The organism is Serratia sp. TSA_198.1, from assembly GCF_052686505.1.
Window position 1 is genome coordinate 12462 of the sequence record NZ_JBQZFP010000007.1, and the last position, 14669, is coordinate 27130.

Annotated in this window: 15 protein-coding genes; 5 read left to right on the forward strand and 10 right to left on the reverse strand. The window is 58.5% G+C overall.

Translation table 11 applies throughout. The features are described 5' to 3' along the window. Window positions 1-17 precede the first annotated feature (17 nt). The 6 genes from tauD to ACUTSW_RS21650 form a co-directional block, all read right to left on the reverse strand. Window positions 18-866, reverse strand: coding sequence for a taurine dioxygenase (gene tauD, locus ACUTSW_RS21625; RefSeq protein WP_445585323.1), 849 nt, complete (start codon window positions 864-866; stop codon window positions 18-20). Next, a complete protein-coding gene (tauC, locus tag ACUTSW_RS21630) occupies window positions 863-1699 on the reverse strand; it encodes a taurine ABC transporter permease TauC (protein ID WP_445585324.1) in 837 nt (278 codons plus the stop codon). The genes tauD and tauC overlap by 4 nt, the downstream gene beginning before the upstream one ends. Further along, window positions 1696-2463, reverse strand: coding sequence for a taurine ABC transporter ATP-binding subunit (gene tauB / locus ACUTSW_RS21635; RefSeq protein ID WP_006328482.1), 768 nt, complete (start codon window positions 2461-2463; stop codon window positions 1696-1698). Before tauB ends, tauC begins: the two co-directional genes overlap by 4 nt. A 9-nt stretch (window positions 2464-2472) precedes the next feature. After that, window positions 2473-3468 (reverse strand): taurine ABC transporter substrate-binding protein, encoded by a 996-nt coding sequence (gene tauA / locus ACUTSW_RS21640; protein WP_004951241.1) that lies wholly within the window; start codon window positions 3466-3468, stop codon window positions 2473-2475. A gap of 115 nt (window positions 3469-3583) precedes the next feature. Next, the gene (locus tag ACUTSW_RS21645) at window positions 3584-4366 is read right to left on the reverse strand and encodes a PhzF family phenazine biosynthesis protein (protein WP_445585325.1); all 783 of its coding nucleotides are present in this window, start codon (window positions 4364-4366) and stop codon (window positions 3584-3586) included. 10 nt (window positions 4367-4376) lie between these two features. Continuing rightward, window positions 4377-4979, reverse strand: coding sequence for a LysE family translocator (locus tag ACUTSW_RS21650; protein WP_445585326.1), 603 nt, complete (start codon window positions 4977-4979; stop codon window positions 4377-4379). Between the two features lie 118 nt (window positions 4980-5097). Between ACUTSW_RS21650 and ACUTSW_RS21655 the strand changes: the two genes are divergently transcribed. From ACUTSW_RS21655 to ACUTSW_RS21665, 3 genes are all read left to right on the forward strand, one after another. After that, window positions 5098-6078, forward strand: a complete 981-nt coding sequence (locus ACUTSW_RS21655; RefSeq protein WP_062868914.1) for a hydrolase — start codon at window positions 5098-5100, stop codon at window positions 6076-6078. Next, a complete protein-coding gene (locus ACUTSW_RS21660; protein ID WP_006328487.1) occupies window positions 6075-6308 on the forward strand; it encodes a YheU family protein in 234 nt (77 codons plus the stop codon). Before ACUTSW_RS21655 ends, ACUTSW_RS21660 begins: the two co-directional genes overlap by 4 nt. A 152-nt stretch (window positions 6309-6460) precedes the next feature. Beyond that, window positions 6461-7330: a phosphoribulokinase gene (locus ACUTSW_RS21665; protein ID WP_004951251.1), complete on the forward strand. Its 870-nt coding sequence runs from the start codon at window positions 6461-6463 to the stop codon at window positions 7328-7330. A 45-nt stretch (window positions 7331-7375) separates the two neighbouring features. Here ACUTSW_RS21665 and ACUTSW_RS21670 read toward each other — a convergent pair whose 3' ends face one another. Continuing rightward, a complete protein-coding gene (locus tag ACUTSW_RS21670; RefSeq protein ID WP_445585327.1) occupies window positions 7376-7783 on the reverse strand; it encodes an OsmC family protein in 408 nt (135 codons plus the stop codon). Window positions 7784-8162: 379 nt separating this feature from the next. On the opposite strand from ACUTSW_RS21670, the gene crp reads away from it, so the two are divergent. Then, complete coding sequence (crp, locus tag ACUTSW_RS21675) at window positions 8163-8795, forward strand: cAMP-activated global transcriptional regulator CRP (RefSeq protein WP_004090925.1); 633 nt, start codon at window positions 8163-8165, stop codon at window positions 8793-8795. 54 nt (window positions 8796-8849) lie between these two features. Further along, window positions 8850-10925: a YccS/YhfK family putative transporter gene (locus ACUTSW_RS21680; protein WP_445585328.1), complete on the forward strand. Its 2076-nt coding sequence runs from the start codon at window positions 8850-8852 to the stop codon at window positions 10923-10925. 38 nt (window positions 10926-10963) lie between these two features. On the opposite strand, the gene argD is transcribed toward ACUTSW_RS21680, so the two are convergent. The 3 genes from argD to ACUTSW_RS21695 form a co-directional block, all read right to left on the reverse strand. Continuing rightward, entirely contained in the window at window positions 10964-12181 is a 1218-nt protein-coding gene (gene argD / locus ACUTSW_RS21685) for a bifunctional acetylornithine/succinyldiaminopimelate transaminase (protein ID WP_445585329.1), read from the reverse strand. A 131-nt stretch (window positions 12182-12312) separates the two neighbouring features. Next, the gene (locus ACUTSW_RS21690) at window positions 12313-12888 is read right to left on the reverse strand and encodes an aminodeoxychorismate synthase component II (RefSeq protein WP_445585330.1); all 576 of its coding nucleotides are present in this window, start codon (window positions 12886-12888) and stop codon (window positions 12313-12315) included. A 105-nt stretch (window positions 12889-12993) separates the two neighbouring features. Then, window positions 12994-14520: a helicase HerA-like domain-containing protein gene (locus tag ACUTSW_RS21695; protein ID WP_037433749.1), complete on the reverse strand. Its 1527-nt coding sequence runs from the start codon at window positions 14518-14520 to the stop codon at window positions 12994-12996. Between the last annotated feature and the right edge of the window lie 149 nt (window positions 14521-14669).

Sequence of the window (14669 nt, forward strand, 5' to 3'; positions counted from 1 at the left end):
ACGCTGCGCCCACGGCTTCACGCCTTGTAAAAAGGTTTATCTCCTAAAATGGTCGCACGGTGCATGATGCGCCGCTGCGGCAGGTAATCCGCGTTGGCGTAATGCTGCGTCACGCGGTTATCCCAGATCGCGATGTCATCCTCCTGCCAGCGCCAGCGCACCTGGAATTCCGGCTTGGTGACGTGGGCGAACAGGAATTTCAGCAATGCCTCGCTCTCCTTCGGCGCCAGATCCACAATCCGCGTAGTGAAACCTTCATTGACGAACAGTGCCTGCCGCCCGCTTACCGGATGGGTGCGCACCACCGGGTGCAGCAGCGGCGGGTTTTTCTGCTTCGCCACCTGCCAGCGCTGGTGCTCCTCTTCGCTCGACAAATGCTTATGCTCCGGGAATGACTTGGTGAAGTCATGTTCCGCCTTCAACCCGGCCAGCAGTTGCCGGAAGGGTTCAGACAAGGCTTCATAGGCCGCGATGCCGCTGGCCCACAAGGTATCGCCACCGAAAGACGGCAACGTCTTCGCCGCCAGTATCGCCCCTTGCGGCGGGTTTTCGATAAAGGTGACGTCGGTATGCCAGTTGTCGTTGTCCGGCGGGTTATCGTCATGAGTATCCAGCACGATGATCTCTTCCACGTCGGTGGCGTGCGGGTAAACCGGATGGATGTGCAGATCGCCGAAACGCCCGGCCAAATCACGCTGCTGCAGCGGTGTGATCGGCTGATTGCGGAAGAACAGCACCTGGTGTTTGAGCAATGCATGGTAAAGCTGCTCAAACTGGCCGTCGCCCAACGGCCGCGCCAGTACGACGTTTTCCACCAACGCGCCGATGTAGGGCCCCAGCGGGGTAATCTTCAGACGTTCGTTCATTGCTGTACTCCATGCCACGGGGTCAATCGGCGCTGCAAGGCGCGCAGCCCCAGCTCCAGCCCAAATGCAATAATCGCAATCACGCCGATCCCGGCCAACACCACGTCGGTGGCCAGAAACTCACCGGCGGATTGCACCATAAATCCCAGACCACGCGTAGCGGCGATCAGTTCGGCAGCCACCAGCGTCGACCAACCGACGCCCAGCCCAATGCGGATGCCGGTCAAAATCTCCGGCAGCGCGCTCGGCAACACCACAAAACGCAGCACCTGCCAACGGTTGGCGCCTAAAGCGCGAGCGGCGCGCACCCGTACCTGTGCCACGCTGCGCACGCCGGCGACGGCAGACAGCGCAACCGGGGCGAAGATCGCCAGGTAAATAAGCAGAATTTTCGAGGTTTCGCCGATGCCGAACCAAATCACCATCAGCGGCAGATAGGCCAGCGGCGGCACCGGGCGGTAAATCTCAATCAGCGGGTCGAGAATGCTACGCACCGTGTCGTTCAGCCCCATGGCGATACCCACCGGAACGCCGATAATCACCGCCGCCAGCAGCGCCACCAGGATGCGTCCCAGGCTGGCCGCCAAATGCTGCCACAGCGTAGCGTCCATAAAGCCCTGCGGGCTGGCGATGACCAGCAACTGGTGCAACACCTGCTGCGGCGCCGGTAGAAATAGCGGGCTGATCAGGTTCAGTGCGGTCACGCCCCACCAGACAGCCAATACCACCAGCAAGGTGACGCCGCTCAGCAACAGGTTGCGCGGTATGCGGAAACGACGCGGCGCCGCAACCTGCGGTTGGGCAACGCCTTTGAGGGCGGAATGCAGGCTCATAGCAATGCCTCGCGCTGTTGGAACACTTTGCCCAGCACATATTCGCGCTGCGCGATAAATTCAGGATCGGATTTGATCGACCGACATGCCTCGCCGTTGGCGTAGCGCTGGCCGAAGTTCAGCGAAAGGCGCTCCACCACCTGCCCCGGCCCTGGCGACAACAGCAACAGTTCGCTGGCGAGGAAAACTGCCTCTTCAATATCGTGGGTGATCAGCAATACCTGCTTGCCGGTATCACGCCAAATGGTCAGCAACAGTTCCTGCATCTGCTCGCGGGTGAAAGCATCCAGCGCGCCAAACGGCTCGTCCAGCAGCAGCAAGCGCGGATCGGCGGCCAGCGCACGGGCAATGCCCACTCGCTGGCGCATGCCGCCGGAAAGTTGCCAGATAAAGTGCTGTTCGTAACCCGCCAACCCCACGCGTTGCAACATCTGCTGCGCCACCTCGCGGCGCTGCTGCTTGCCGATACCCGCCAACTGCAGACCAAACTCGACGTTATCCACCACGTTGCGCCACGGAAGTAAACCCTCATGCTGGAACACCACGCCCCGCTCGGCTCCTGGGCCGTTAACGGACGTTCCATCCAGCGTGATGCTGCCAGCTGAAGGCTCGATAAACCCGGCGATCAAATTCAGCAGCGTGGTTTTGCCGCAGCCCGACGGGCCGAGCACCACCACCAGTTGCCCGGCGGCAATCTGGAACGAGACGTCGCGCAGTGCGGGGCGACCCTGGTAGTCTGCTGAAAGATGGTTAACGTTTAGCATGCGGCTCCCCTACGACTGCGGCGCAGCCTGCACCTGTTTCACAAAGCGGTCGGTCACATAGGCGCTGTAATCGCTGTCGACCTGCGGGATTTTGCCCTGCTGTTTGAGGAACTCGGCGGTATCGCGAATCGCCTTGTCCACCGGCTGACCAAGTTGGGTAATCTGCTCAGCCACCGGCAGATAGGTGTTGCCCTTCACCAGCACCGGCACCTGATCCTCGGGCACGCCACTCAGACGGGAAAGCGTACCGAGATTGCTTTTGTCCTTCAGCCACTGCTCCGGCTGTGCCAGATAGGCTTTCTGGGCATTCAACGCGCTGGCGGCAAAGGCGGTCACCACCTCCGGGTGTTTTTCGGCGAAGTCCTTGCGCACCACCCAGACGTCGAGCGTCGGCGCCCCCCACTCCCCAACCTGTGCGGAATCGGTCAGGACCTTGCCCTGTTTGGCCAGCTCGTTGACCACCGGCGCCCAGACGTAGGCGCCGTCGATATCACCGCGCTGCCAGGCGGCGGCGATGGCCGGCGGCTGCAGGTTGAGGATTTTGACCTGTTCAGGCTTGATGCCCCAATGCTTGAGAGAAGCCAGCAGGCTGTAGTGGGTAGTGGAGATAAACGGCACCGCAATGCGTTTACCGATCAGATCCTGCGGGCCTTTAATGTCCTTCTTCACCACCAGGGCTTCGGAACTGCCGAGCTGCGAGGCGATCAGGAACACTTCGATAGGGAGTTTCTGGCTGGCGGCCACCGCCAGCGGGCTGGAGCCGATATTGCCGATCTGCACATCGCCGGAAGCCAGTGCGCGCAACACGCTGGAGCCGCTGTCGAATTTGCGCCAGTCAACGGTGGCACCGGACTGTTTGGCAAAGCTGTTTTCCGCCTGCGCCACTTTGGCCGGTTCCGCCGAGGTTTGATACGCCACGGTAACGTCGACCGCCTGCGCACTGGCCGCGCCGAGCGATAACACCAGCAGCGTTACACCGCGTAATGAAAAGAGTTTGCTCGCCATGATCCGCTCCGTTGATAAAAGTCTGTTCAGTTGCTGACAGTTTTATCCGAGCGGCGACAAGCGATAAAAGAATAAAAAAAACCTCGTTATTACCTTGAGGAATATGCCATGACATTCAGAACGATAACTCGCCCCGTAAAAACGACCGTGCATAGCCGCCAATCAAGGTGCGATCGCCTTTCCATTCGCAAAACAGCTCACCGCCGCGGGCGGAAATCTGCCGGGCATGCAGCTTATGGCGCCCCAGGCGTGCAGCCCAATATGGCGCCAGCGTGCAGTGCGCGGAGCCGGTCACCGGGTCTTCGCCGCCGTCGAGGGTAAAATAACGCGAGACAAAATCTACCTTTTCCCCCGGTGCGCTGACGATGACCCCGCGGCCGGCCAGCGCGATTAACGCCGGGATGTCCGGCTGCAACGCCCGCACCTGGGCTTCATTTTCCAGCAGCACCAACAACGCGGTGGCCTGCCACACGTCCTGCGGTTTCACGCCGAGCAGCGCCGCCAGCCCGGCCGGCTCTGCCACCTTTTGCGGCAGTCGTGAAGGGAAATCCAGGATCAACCGTTCGCCGTCGGCGGCATCACGCTTAACGTACAGCTCACCGCCGGCCGAGCGAAACCGGATATCCTGTAGCGCCGGATTCACCGCGCTGAACATCACATGCGCCGCCGCCAGCGTGCCGTGGCCGCAGAGATCCACCTCACGCTGCGGGGTGAACCAGCGAATAGCCGACATGTCGCCATCGTCCCAGACAAAGCTGGTTTCCGGCAGGCACAGCTCATTGGCAATGGCCTGCATCTCGGCAGTCGACAAGGGTTGCTTCAGCAGGCATACGCCCGCCGGATTGCCGCGTAAGCCTTCGCCGGTAAACGCCACTACGTGGAAGTAATTTTCCGTCATCCGCAATTCCTTAATGCCAGATAAGTAACACACAGTCCGCGGTTAACAGCCCCATGGAAAGGTTAAAGAGGATCCAGGCCTTTTTGCTGCGCAGCAAGCGGCCAATCACCGTGCCAAACCCCAGCCAAATCACCCCGGCGACGGCATTCACCACAAAAATACCCAGTGAAATAGCCATAATAGAAGCGTTATATTTATCGCCCGCCAGACTGAAGCTCGCCACCGCACCCAATGCCATCAGCCAGGCCTTGGGGTTGAGGAACTGCAACAGCCAGCCCTGATACAACCGTATAGGCTGCGGCGGCGCCACGTCGGTTTCCAGCTTTTCATAGGCGGCGGTAGCGACTTTCCACGCCAACCATAACAGGTACAGGCTACCGAGGACTTTCAGGATCAGGTGCAGCGCAGGGTAAACCAAAATCAGGCTACCGACGCCGAATGCCACCAGCAGCAAAATGCTTTGCATGCCGAGCATAATGCCCATCATCAACAGCAGTGAGCGCATAAAGCCAAAATTGGCCCCGGAGGTGGTCAGTAACATATTGTTGGGACCAGGCGTGATCGCGGCAACCCACAGGAAGCCTAACAGCGAAAGAAATAAACTCGGTTCCATGAAGCGGGTGCTCCTCACCCGGGGCGTTTTTTGCAGTATTATTGTTAACTCATGGTATTGAAGCTAACAGTGCGCTATTGATCAGACAATAGCCGCCAATAAGATTTTTACTCAGGTTATGCATGAATCCTTTCGCCCTTTGACCGGCGCCAGTAACCCACATTTGCAAACGCTGCTGCCACGGCTGGTGCGCCGCCGCGTGCGGTTGAAACCGCACTGGCAGCGGCTGGAATTGCCCGACGGCGATTTTGTCGATCTCGCCTGGAGCGAAGATCCGGCGCAGGCCGCCGGCAAGCCGCGCGTGGTACTGTTCCATGGGCTGGAAGGCAACTTCTACAGCCCCTATGCCCATGGCCTGCTCAACGCCTGGCGTGAAAAAGGCTGGCTCGGGGTGGTTATGCATTTTCGCGGTTGCAGCGGCGTACCGAACCGCAAACAGCGCATCTATCACTCCGGCGAAACGGAGGATGCACGCTTTTTTCTGCGGTGGCTGCGCGCCACTCACGGCGAAGTGCCGACGGCGGCGGTTGGCGTCTCGCTCGGCGGCAACATGCTGGCCTGCTACCTGGCGCAGCAAGGGGCAGACAGCCTGTTGCAGGCGGCGGTGATCGTGTCCGCACCCTTGATGCTGGAGCCCTGCTCATTGCGAATGGATCAAGGGTTCTCGCGCGTTTATCAGCACTATCTGCTCGGGCAGTTGAAACAAAACGCCACCCGCAAGCTGCTGCACTACCCCGACACCCTGCCGCTCAAGCTGCCGCAACTCCGGGCGCTGCGCCGTATCCGCGACTTTGACGATGTCATCACCTCACGCGTCCACGGCTTTAGCGACGCCACCGATTACTACCGCCGTTGCAGCGCGCTGCCGCTGTTACCGGCCATTCAGACGCCGCTGCTGATCATCCATGCCAAAGACGATCCCTTCATGACCGACGAAGTGATCCCCGACATCGCCGGCCTGCCGCGCAACATTGAATACCAGCTGACCGAGTTTGGCGGCCACGTCGGCTTTGTCGGCGGCAGTTTGAACAAACCCCACATGTGGCTGGAATACCGCATTCCATCCTGGCTTTCCCCTTATCTGGAACCCGCACCGTGATTATCCCCTGGAAAGAACTGGAAACCGAGACCCTGAACAGCCTGATCGAATCCTTTGTGCTGCGCGAAGGCACCGACTACGGTGAACACGAACGTTCGCTGGAGCAAAAAGTGGAAGACGTTCGCCGCCAGTTGAAAAACGGCGAGGTCCTGCTGGTATGGTCAGAACTGCATGAAACCGTCAACATCATGCCGCGCGGGCAGTTCCGTGCCGGGCAGGAAGAAAATTAGTGGCTGCCGGTTCTATGACTGACGGAAAAAATCAGGTAACAATGAACCATTGCAAACCCGCGCGCGGAATTTTGCCCTTGGCGAAAAGGGCGTCAAACAGACCAATAACCCTACTCTGACGCCGGCGCATTTAACACGGAGTGACAACCACCATGTCCGCCAAACATCCCGTTATCGCAGTGACCGGCTCCAGCGGCGCCGGCACCACCACCACCAGCGTGGCGTTCCGCAAGATATTCCAGCAGTTGAACATCCGCGCGGCGGAGCTGGAAGGCGACAGCTTCCACCGCTATACCCGGCCGGAAATGGACGCGGCGATCCGCAAAGCGCGCGATCTGGGTCGTCATATCAGCTATTTCGGGCCTGAGGCCAACGACTTCGGTCTGCTGCAACAGAGCTTTATCGAGTACGGCAAGAACGGCACCGGACGGTCGCGCAAGTATCTTCATACCTACGACGAAGCGGTGCCTTATAACCAGGTCCCCGGCACCTTTACACCTTGGGAAGCGCTGCCGGCGCCGACCGACGTGCTGTTCTATGAAGGGTTGCATGGCGGCGTGGTTACCGAACATACCGACGTGGCCAAACATGTCGATCTGCTGGTCGGCGTGGTACCGATCGTTAACCTGGAGTGGATCCAAAAACTGATCCGCGATACCGGCGAGCGCGGGCATTCACGTGAAGCGGTGATGGATTCGGTGGTGCGTTCGATGGAGGATTATATCAACTACATCACGCCGCAGTTCTCGCGCACCCACATCAACTTCCAGCGCGTGCCGACGGTGGATACCTCCAACCCGTTCGCCGCCAAAGCCATCCCTTCACTGGATGAAAGTTTCGTGGTGATTCACTTCCGCGGGCTGGATCAGATCGATTTCCCTTACCTGCTGGCGATGCTGCAAGGCTCTTTTATCTCGCACATCAATACGCTGGTGGTGCCGGGCGGCAAAATGGGGCTGGCGATGGAACTGATCATGGCGCCGCTGGTGCAGCAACTGCTGGAAGGCAAAAAAATCGGGTAATAGGTCGGAGCGCGGCAGTTGGCCGCGCCCCTTTATTCTTGCGCGTTACGCTACGTCGCGGATTTCAAAGCTGTGAGTCACGCTGGCAGCCTTGTTCAGCATCAACGACACCGAGCAGTATTTCTCGGCGGAGAGGTTCACCGCACGTTCAACGATATTGTCGGTCAGACCTTTGCCGGTCACGATAAAATGCAGGTTGATATGGGTAAAGACGCGCGGCACTTCTTCACGCCGTTCGGAGGTCAATTTCACCTCGCAATCACGCACGTCATTACGCCCTTTTTTCAGGATCGACACCACGTCGATAGCGCTGCATCCCCCCACCGACATCAGCACCATTTCCATCGGGCTGGGGGCTTTATCGCCGGCGTTGCCGTCCATCAACACCTGATGGCCAGACGCGGATTCCCCCAGAAACGTCAACCCTTCCACCCACTTAACTCTTGCCTGCATATTGGTCACTCCGATTAATTTCTTAAAATCAGAGTACGCTTTCGCATAGAAACTGGCAACGGAACCTGATGCTGGTCATGCGCAAGCAAGACAACACGAGACACCCGCCTCACTCTGTGCTACAAACAGAGCCGCAATAAATCTTTCCGGGACACTGATTTCAGGGAAACTCCCAGAGAAAGGCTCCTTTACCGGTATGTTAATAGAATGTAGCTTGCAGCTCTCCCGGCAAGTTAATATGCTAGAGCGACAGCGTATATTTATGACACGCCTCAAAACCTGCTGCCAGCCACCCTTAAAACAACGGCGACAGCACGTTTTACAGGGAACTCTGACCCCTGTGACACAAGGCAGCGATAACAACAGAGGATAACAGCGAATGGTTCTCGGCAAACCGCAAACAGACCCTACACTCGAATGGTTCCTGTCTCATTGCCATATCCACAAATATCCATCCAAAAGTACGCTGATTCACCAAGGTGAAAAAGCCGAAACGCTTTACTACATCGTAAAAGGCTCCGTCGCGGTGCTGATTAAAGATGAAGAAGGTAAAGAGATGATCTTGTCCTACCTTAACCAGGGGGATTTCATCGGCGAGCTTGGATTATTTGAAGAAGGCCAGGAGCGTAGCGCCTGGGTCAGGGCGAAAACCGCCTGTGAAGTGGCTGAGATTTCTTACAAGAAATTCCGCCAACTGATTCAGGTCAACCCGGACATCCTGATGCGCCTGTCAGCGCAGATGGCAAGCCGCCTGCAAGTGACCTCAGAGAAAGTGGGTAACCTCGCCTTCCTGGACGTTACCGGTCGCATCGCGCAAACGCTGCTGAACCTGGCGAAACAACCCGATGCCATGACCCACCCAGACGGCATGCAGATCAAAATCACCCGCCAGGAAATTGGTCAGATCGTCGGTTGTTCACGTGAAACCGTCGGCCGCATTCTGAAAATGCTGGAGGATCAAAACCTGATCTCCGCCCACGGCAAAACCATTGTCGTTTACGGCACACGTTAATCACTGAAAAAACGGCGCGATGATTCGCGCCGTTTTTTTATGCCCCGACCGATCATGTGGCGTCGACTGATTTACCACCCGGAAGTCAATTACGCACTGCGGCAAACGCTGGTGCTGTGTCTGCCGGTGCTCTTTGGCCTGCTGATCGGCCACCTGCAACTCGGCCTGCTGTTTTCCCTGGTTCCCGCCTGCTGTAACATCGCCGGGCTGGACACGCCCCACAAACGTTTTTTCAAACGCCTGATCGTCGGCGGCTCACTGTTTGCACTCAGCAGCCTGTTGCTGCAGCAGGCGTTGCTGTGGCAATTGCCGCTGCCGGCGTTGATGCTCGGCCTGGCTCTGCTGCTCGGCGTCAGCGGCGAGATCAGCCCGTTACATGCCCGCCTGCTCCCCGCCGCGTTGATCGCCGCCATCTTTTCTCTCAGCATGGCCGGCACGGTGCCGCTGTGGTACGCCCCCTTACTGTATGTGGTGGGTACCGCCTGGTACGGCCTGTTCACCTGGTTCTGGTTCAAGCTGTGGAAAGAACAGCCGATGCGCGAATCGTTGAGCCAGCTTTATCTGGAACTGGCGGACTACTTCGAAGCCAAGTATTCCCTGTTAACCCAACATACCGATCCGCAAACCGCGTTACCGCCACTGCTGGTGCGCCAGCAAAAAGTGATGGACCTGATCAGCCTGCTGTATCAGCAGCTCAACTTTTTGCCGCACGCCAATAATCTCGAGCAAAAACGCCTGCAGCGAACCTTTCAGGTCGCGCTGGATTTACAAGAACACATTACCGTCAGCCTGCACCTGCCGGAAGAAGTGCAAAAACTGGTGGAGCAGAGCCAGGCCGAGGCGATTATCCGCCGCAATGCGCAGGTGATTGCCGGCCGGCTGCGCACGGTGGCGCACGATATTCTCTATCATCAATACTCCCAGCGCTTCAGTATGACCAACGAGCTGGCAGCATTGGAAAAAGTGGCCGCACAGCACCCCGACAATCCGGTGGGTCAGTTCTGTTACTACCACTTCAGCCGCATCGCTCGCCTGCTGCGCACCCAGCATCCGTTATACCGTCGCGACCTGATGGCCAATCAAAACCGCCTGCCGTTCTGGCCGGCGCTGTTCAGCTACCTGTCGTTTAAATCCAACGCCCTGCGCAATGCGGCACGGCTGGGGGTAATGCTGGCGGCGGGCAGCAGCCTGGGGATGGTTTTCAATCTGCCAAAACCTTACTGGATCCTGCTGACCGTCATGCTGGTGAGCCAGAACGGCTACAATGCCACCCGGGTTCGCATCCAGCACCGTGCGCTCGGCACGTTGGCCGGGCTGGTGATCGCTGCCGGGCTGCTACAGTTGCAAATGCCCGAGGGCGCGACCCTGAGCGTGATGCTGGTCATTACGCTGGCGGCCTATCTGGTTTCGCGTAAAAACTACGGGCTGGCGGTGATTGGCTTTACGGTGACGGCGGTCTATACCCTGCAACTGCTGGCGCTGAACGGCACACATTTCCTGATCCCCCGCCTTATCGACACCCTGATCGGCTGCGTGTTGGTGTTCGGCGGCACCATCTGGCTGTGGCCACAGTGGCAAAGCGGCCTGCTGCGCAAGAACGCCCATCAGGCGCTGGAGAAAGATCAACAGGCACTGCGCCTGCTGCTGGAAGAGCAGGAACCCGATCCCAGCGCGCTGGCCTATGCTCGCATGCAGGTGAACCAGGCGCACAACGCGCTGTTCACCTCATTGAATCAGGCAATGCAGGAGCCGGGGTTTGAATCCAGCTATCTGGCGGATATGCGCCTGTGGGTAACGCACAGTCAGTTTATTGTCGAACACCTGAACGCGATGACCATTCTGGCACGCGAGCACTATATGCTGACGCCCAAGCTGGCGCAGGAGTATCTGCAAACCTGCGAGATAGCGCTGCAAAGCTGCCAGCAGCGGCTGGAGTACGACGGGCCGAGCAGCGGCAACAGCATCATGCAGCCACCGGATTTGCACCCGGAAATGCCGGTTACCGAAATGGAGCGCCACCTGCGCCGCATTCTCTCCCACCTGAGCGTCATGCACACCATTTCGTCGCTGGCCTGGCGCCAGCGCCCGCATCACGGCATCTGGCTGAAACGTAAACTGCGCGATCAATAAGGGCGCCCTGCGGCGCCCCTTGTCATTCCGAGATAAGATTACGCGTTAATCACGTCCTGCACCGCCAGCTCAAACAATGCCATGCCATCGTCGATGTCTTTCAGATCCACAACCAGAGAAGGCGCAAAGCGGATCACATTAGGGCCGGCGTTGAGGATCATCAGCCCGCGCGCAGCGGCGGCGGTGAGGAAATCGCGCGCCTTGCCGTGATACGGCGGAGTCAGCTCTGCGCCAATCAGCAAGCCCATGCCGCGAATGTCGCTGAAAATACCGTATTTCTCGCCAATTTTCCGCAGTGCCTGCACGTACAGATGATGACGTTGTTCGATACCATTCAGCACTTCCGGGGTATTGATCACGTCCAGCGCCGCTTCCGCCACCGCACAGGCCAGCGGATTACCGCCGTAAGTGGTGCCATGGGTACCCACCTGCATCACCGAGGCAATCTCTTCGGTGGTCAACATGGCGCTGACCGGGAAACCGCCGCCCAGCGCTTTGGCGGTGGTGAGAATATCCGGTGTCACGCCATAATGCATATAGGCGAACAGTTTGCCGCTGCGCCCCATGCCGCTTTGCACTTCATCGAACACCAGCAGCGCCTGGTGTTTATCGCACAATTCGCGCACGCCTTTGAGGAATTCGGCGTCCACCGGGGTGATCCCGCCTTCGCCCTGGATCGGCTCCATCACCACCGCACAGGTGTGATCGTCCATCACCGCTTTTACCGCCGCCAGATCGTTGAACGGCACGTGCACGATATCCGCCGGTTTTGGGCCAAAACCATCAGAATATTTGGCCTGCCCGCCCACCGAAACGGTGAACAGCGTACGACCGTGAAAGGCGTTATAAAATGCGATGATTTTGGTTTTATACGGACTGTGGCGGCTAATGGCGTAGTGACGCGCCAGCTTGAAGGCCGCTTCATTGGCTTCCGCGCCTGAGTTGGCGAAAAACACCCGATCGGCGAAGGTGGCATCAATCAGTTTGCCGGCCAGCCGCAGCGCCGGTTCGTTGGTGAAGACGTTGCTGGTATGCCACAAGGTTTCGCCCTGCTGCTTCAGCGCCTCAACCAAGGCTGGATGGCAGTGCCCTAACGCCGTGACCGCAATGCCGCCGGAGAAATCGATGTACTCTTTCCCCTGCTGGTCCCACACGCGGCTGCCTTTGCCCTTCACCGGGACAAACTGGGCAGGTGCATAAACAGGCAAGATAACCTGATCAAAAGTGCTGCGGCTTACTGGGTATTTTTCGGTCATTATGGGGTCCGCCCTAAAAGTGATTCGGTATTTCCACTGCCATTAAGTGAAAATATAATCACAAAATATGCATAAAAAACCAATAAAGGGCAAACGCAAATCGTCTTCGGCGGCAAAAAAAAACTAACTGATTAACTTTTAAGGAAATTATCCAGCAGTTGGTGACCCTGCTCGCTGAGGATGCTCTCCGGATGGAACTGCACCCCTTCCAGCGCCAACTGATGGTGGCGGATACCCATGATTTCATCACGAACGCCGTCGCGCTCGCTCCAGGCGGTGACTTCAAAGCAGGCCGGCAGCGTGGCGGCCTCCAGCACCAGCGAGTGGTAGCGGGTAACGGTCAACGGGTTGTTCAGCCCGCGAAATACGCCGCTGTCGAGGTGGCGGATCGCTGAGGTTTTACCGTGCATCACCTCACGGGCGCGCACCACCTTTGCACCAAACGCCTGGCCCAGCGCCTGATGCCCCAGGCAAACGCCGAGGATCGGCAATTTACCGGCAAAATGACGGATCGCGGCCAGCGAGATGCCGGCTTCGTTCGGGGTACAGGGGCCAGGGGAGATCACCAAATGCTGCGGCGCCAGCCGTTCGATATCGGCCAGTTGCAGCTCGTCGTTGCGCTTTACCAGCACCTCGGCGCCTAATTCGCAGAAGTACTGGTAAAGGTTATAGGTAAAAGAGTCGTAGTTATCGATCAACAGCAGCATAGTGTTTCCAACGGACATCATCGTAGGGGGCAAATATCTCGCCCCGATTTACACGGGCGCAGTATACAACGCCCCTGCAATACTGCCGCTATCGATAATTTCCGCTTACTTTTTCCGGCCGCCCATGATCGAGCCCAGCACGCCGCGCAGGATCTGGCGGCCGAGATCGCGCGCCATGCTCTTGGCGGCGGTCTGGACGATACCGTCGCGCTTGCCGCCGCGTGGGCCGGTGGATCCGAACAGAATTTCGTTCAGGCCGCCCATCAGGCCGCCGCCCGCCTGCTGCTGCGCCTGCGGTTGTTGCGCCGGCTGGCCCGGCTGTGGGCTGCCGACGGTGGCGAACCCTTCCGACGACAGTTTCTCATAAGCCGATTCACGATCGACCATATCCTCGTAGCGGCCATACAGCGGTGACTTGTTAATTGCGCTGTTTAACCCTTCAGCCCCCAGCATGCCCATTTTGGACTCCGGCGCGATCACCATCGCACGCTCCACCACGTTAGGGCGCCCTTTCTCGTCGAGGAATGACACCAGCGCCTCGCCCACGCCCAGTTCGGTGATCGCCGTTTCCGCATCGAAAGCCGGGTTGGCGCGTAGGGTTTGCGCTGCGGCTTTCACCGCCTTCTGATCGCGAGGAGTAAAGGCGCGCAGGGCATGTTGCACGCGGTTGCCCAACTGACCAAGCACGCTGTCCGGGATATCCAACGGGTTTTGGGTGACAAAATAGATGCCGACGCCTTTGGAGCGGATCAGGCGCACCACCTGCTCGATTTTGGTCAGCAGCGCCGCCGGCGCGTCATTGAACAGCAGGTGCGCTTCGTCGAAGAAGAACACCAGTTTCGGCTGTTCCGGGTCGCCCACTTCAGGCAGGTGTTCGAACAATTCGGCCAGTAACCACAGCAGGAACACCGAATACAGCTTCGGCTGATTGATCAGCTTGTCCGCCGCCAACAGGTTAATGATGCCGTGGCCGTTGGCGTCGGTTTTCATCAGGTCGTTGATGTCCAGCATCGGCTCGCCGAAGAACTGATTGGCGCCCTGCTCCTCCAGCGTCAGCAGGCCGCGCTGGATAGCGCCGACCGAGGCGGAAGAGATATTGCCGTACTGGGTCTGGAACTGTTTGGCGTTGTCGCCCACGTATTGCACCATGGCACGCAGGTCTTTCATGTCCAGCAACAACAGCGCATTGTCGTCGGCGATTTTGAATACCAGTTGCAGCACGCCGCTTTGCACATCGTTCAGATCCAGCAAGCGCCCTAACAGCAGCGGCCCCAGATCGGAAACGGTAGCGCGGATCGGGTGGCCCTTCTCGCCGTAGATGTCCCAGGGAATGAGGGTGCAGGCCTGCGGCTGCCAGTCGCTAACCCCAATCGCCGACAGGCGCGCTTGCAGCTTCTCGGAGGGCACGCCTTCCGCGCCAATCCCCGACAGATCGCCCTTCACGTCCGACAAGAACACCGGGACGCCGATGCGCGAAAACTGCTCGGCCATTCTTTGCAGCGTCACGGTTTTACCTGTCCCGGTCGCGCCGGTAATCAGGCCATGGCGGTTCGCCAAAGCGGGCAGGATCGCCAGATCCTGCACCGGTTTCCCGTCTTTCATCGCTTTGGCGATAATCCGTGCTTCACTCATTTTCTTTTCCTTTGACGCTGGCCCGGCGCGAAAAGCGCCTGTTGATGTCAATAAAGCTATAAGCGCGGCGTAACCCCGTCAAGGACAAACAAAAAGGGCGTCATCAAGACGCCCGCAAAGCCAATAATTTCAGATTCCGCCGATCCTCG

Excerpts from the sequence above, each read along its gene's own strand:
- tauD (WP_445585323.1), bottom strand. The coding sequence starts at position 866 with ATGAACGAACGTCTGAAGATTACCCCGCTGGGGCCCTACATCGGCGCG.
- tauC (WP_445585324.1), bottom strand. The coding sequence starts at position 1,699 with ATGAGCCTGCATTCCGCCCTCAAAGGCGTTGCCCAACCGCAGGTTGCG.
- tauB (WP_006328482.1), bottom strand. The coding sequence starts at position 2,463 with ATGCTAAACGTTAACCATCTTTCAGCAGACTACCAGGGTCGCCCCGCA.
- tauA (WP_004951241.1), bottom strand. The coding sequence starts at position 3,468 with ATGGCGAGCAAACTCTTTTCATTACGCGGTGTAACGCTGCTGGTGTTA.
- ACUTSW_RS21645 (WP_445585325.1), bottom strand. The coding sequence starts at position 4,366 with ATGACGGAAAATTACTTCCACGTAGTGGCGTTTACCGGCGAAGGCTTA.
- ACUTSW_RS21650 (WP_445585326.1), bottom strand. The coding sequence starts at position 4,979 with ATGGAACCGAGTTTATTTCTTTCGCTGTTAGGCTTCCTGTGGGTTGCC.
- ACUTSW_RS21655 (WP_062868914.1), top strand. The coding sequence starts at position 5,098 with ATGCATGAATCCTTTCGCCCTTTGACCGGCGCCAGTAACCCACATTTG.
- ACUTSW_RS21665 (WP_004951251.1), top strand. The coding sequence starts at position 6,461 with ATGTCCGCCAAACATCCCGTTATCGCAGTGACCGGCTCCAGCGGCGCC.
- ACUTSW_RS21670 (WP_445585327.1), bottom strand. The coding sequence starts at position 7,783 with ATGCAGGCAAGAGTTAAGTGGGTGGAAGGGTTGACGTTTCTGGGGGAA.
- crp (WP_004090925.1), top strand. The coding sequence starts at position 8,163 with ATGGTTCTCGGCAAACCGCAAACAGACCCTACACTCGAATGGTTCCTG.
- ACUTSW_RS21680 (WP_445585328.1), top strand. The coding sequence starts at position 8,850 with ATGTGGCGTCGACTGATTTACCACCCGGAAGTCAATTACGCACTGCGG.
- argD (WP_445585329.1), bottom strand. The coding sequence starts at position 12,181 with ATGACCGAAAAATACCCAGTAAGCCGCAGCACTTTTGATCAGGTTATC.
- ACUTSW_RS21690 (WP_445585330.1), bottom strand. The coding sequence starts at position 12,888 with ATGCTGCTGTTGATCGATAACTACGACTCTTTTACCTATAACCTTTAC.
- ACUTSW_RS21695 (WP_037433749.1), bottom strand. The coding sequence starts at position 14,520 with ATGAGTGAAGCACGGATTATCGCCAAAGCGATGAAAGACGGGAAACCG.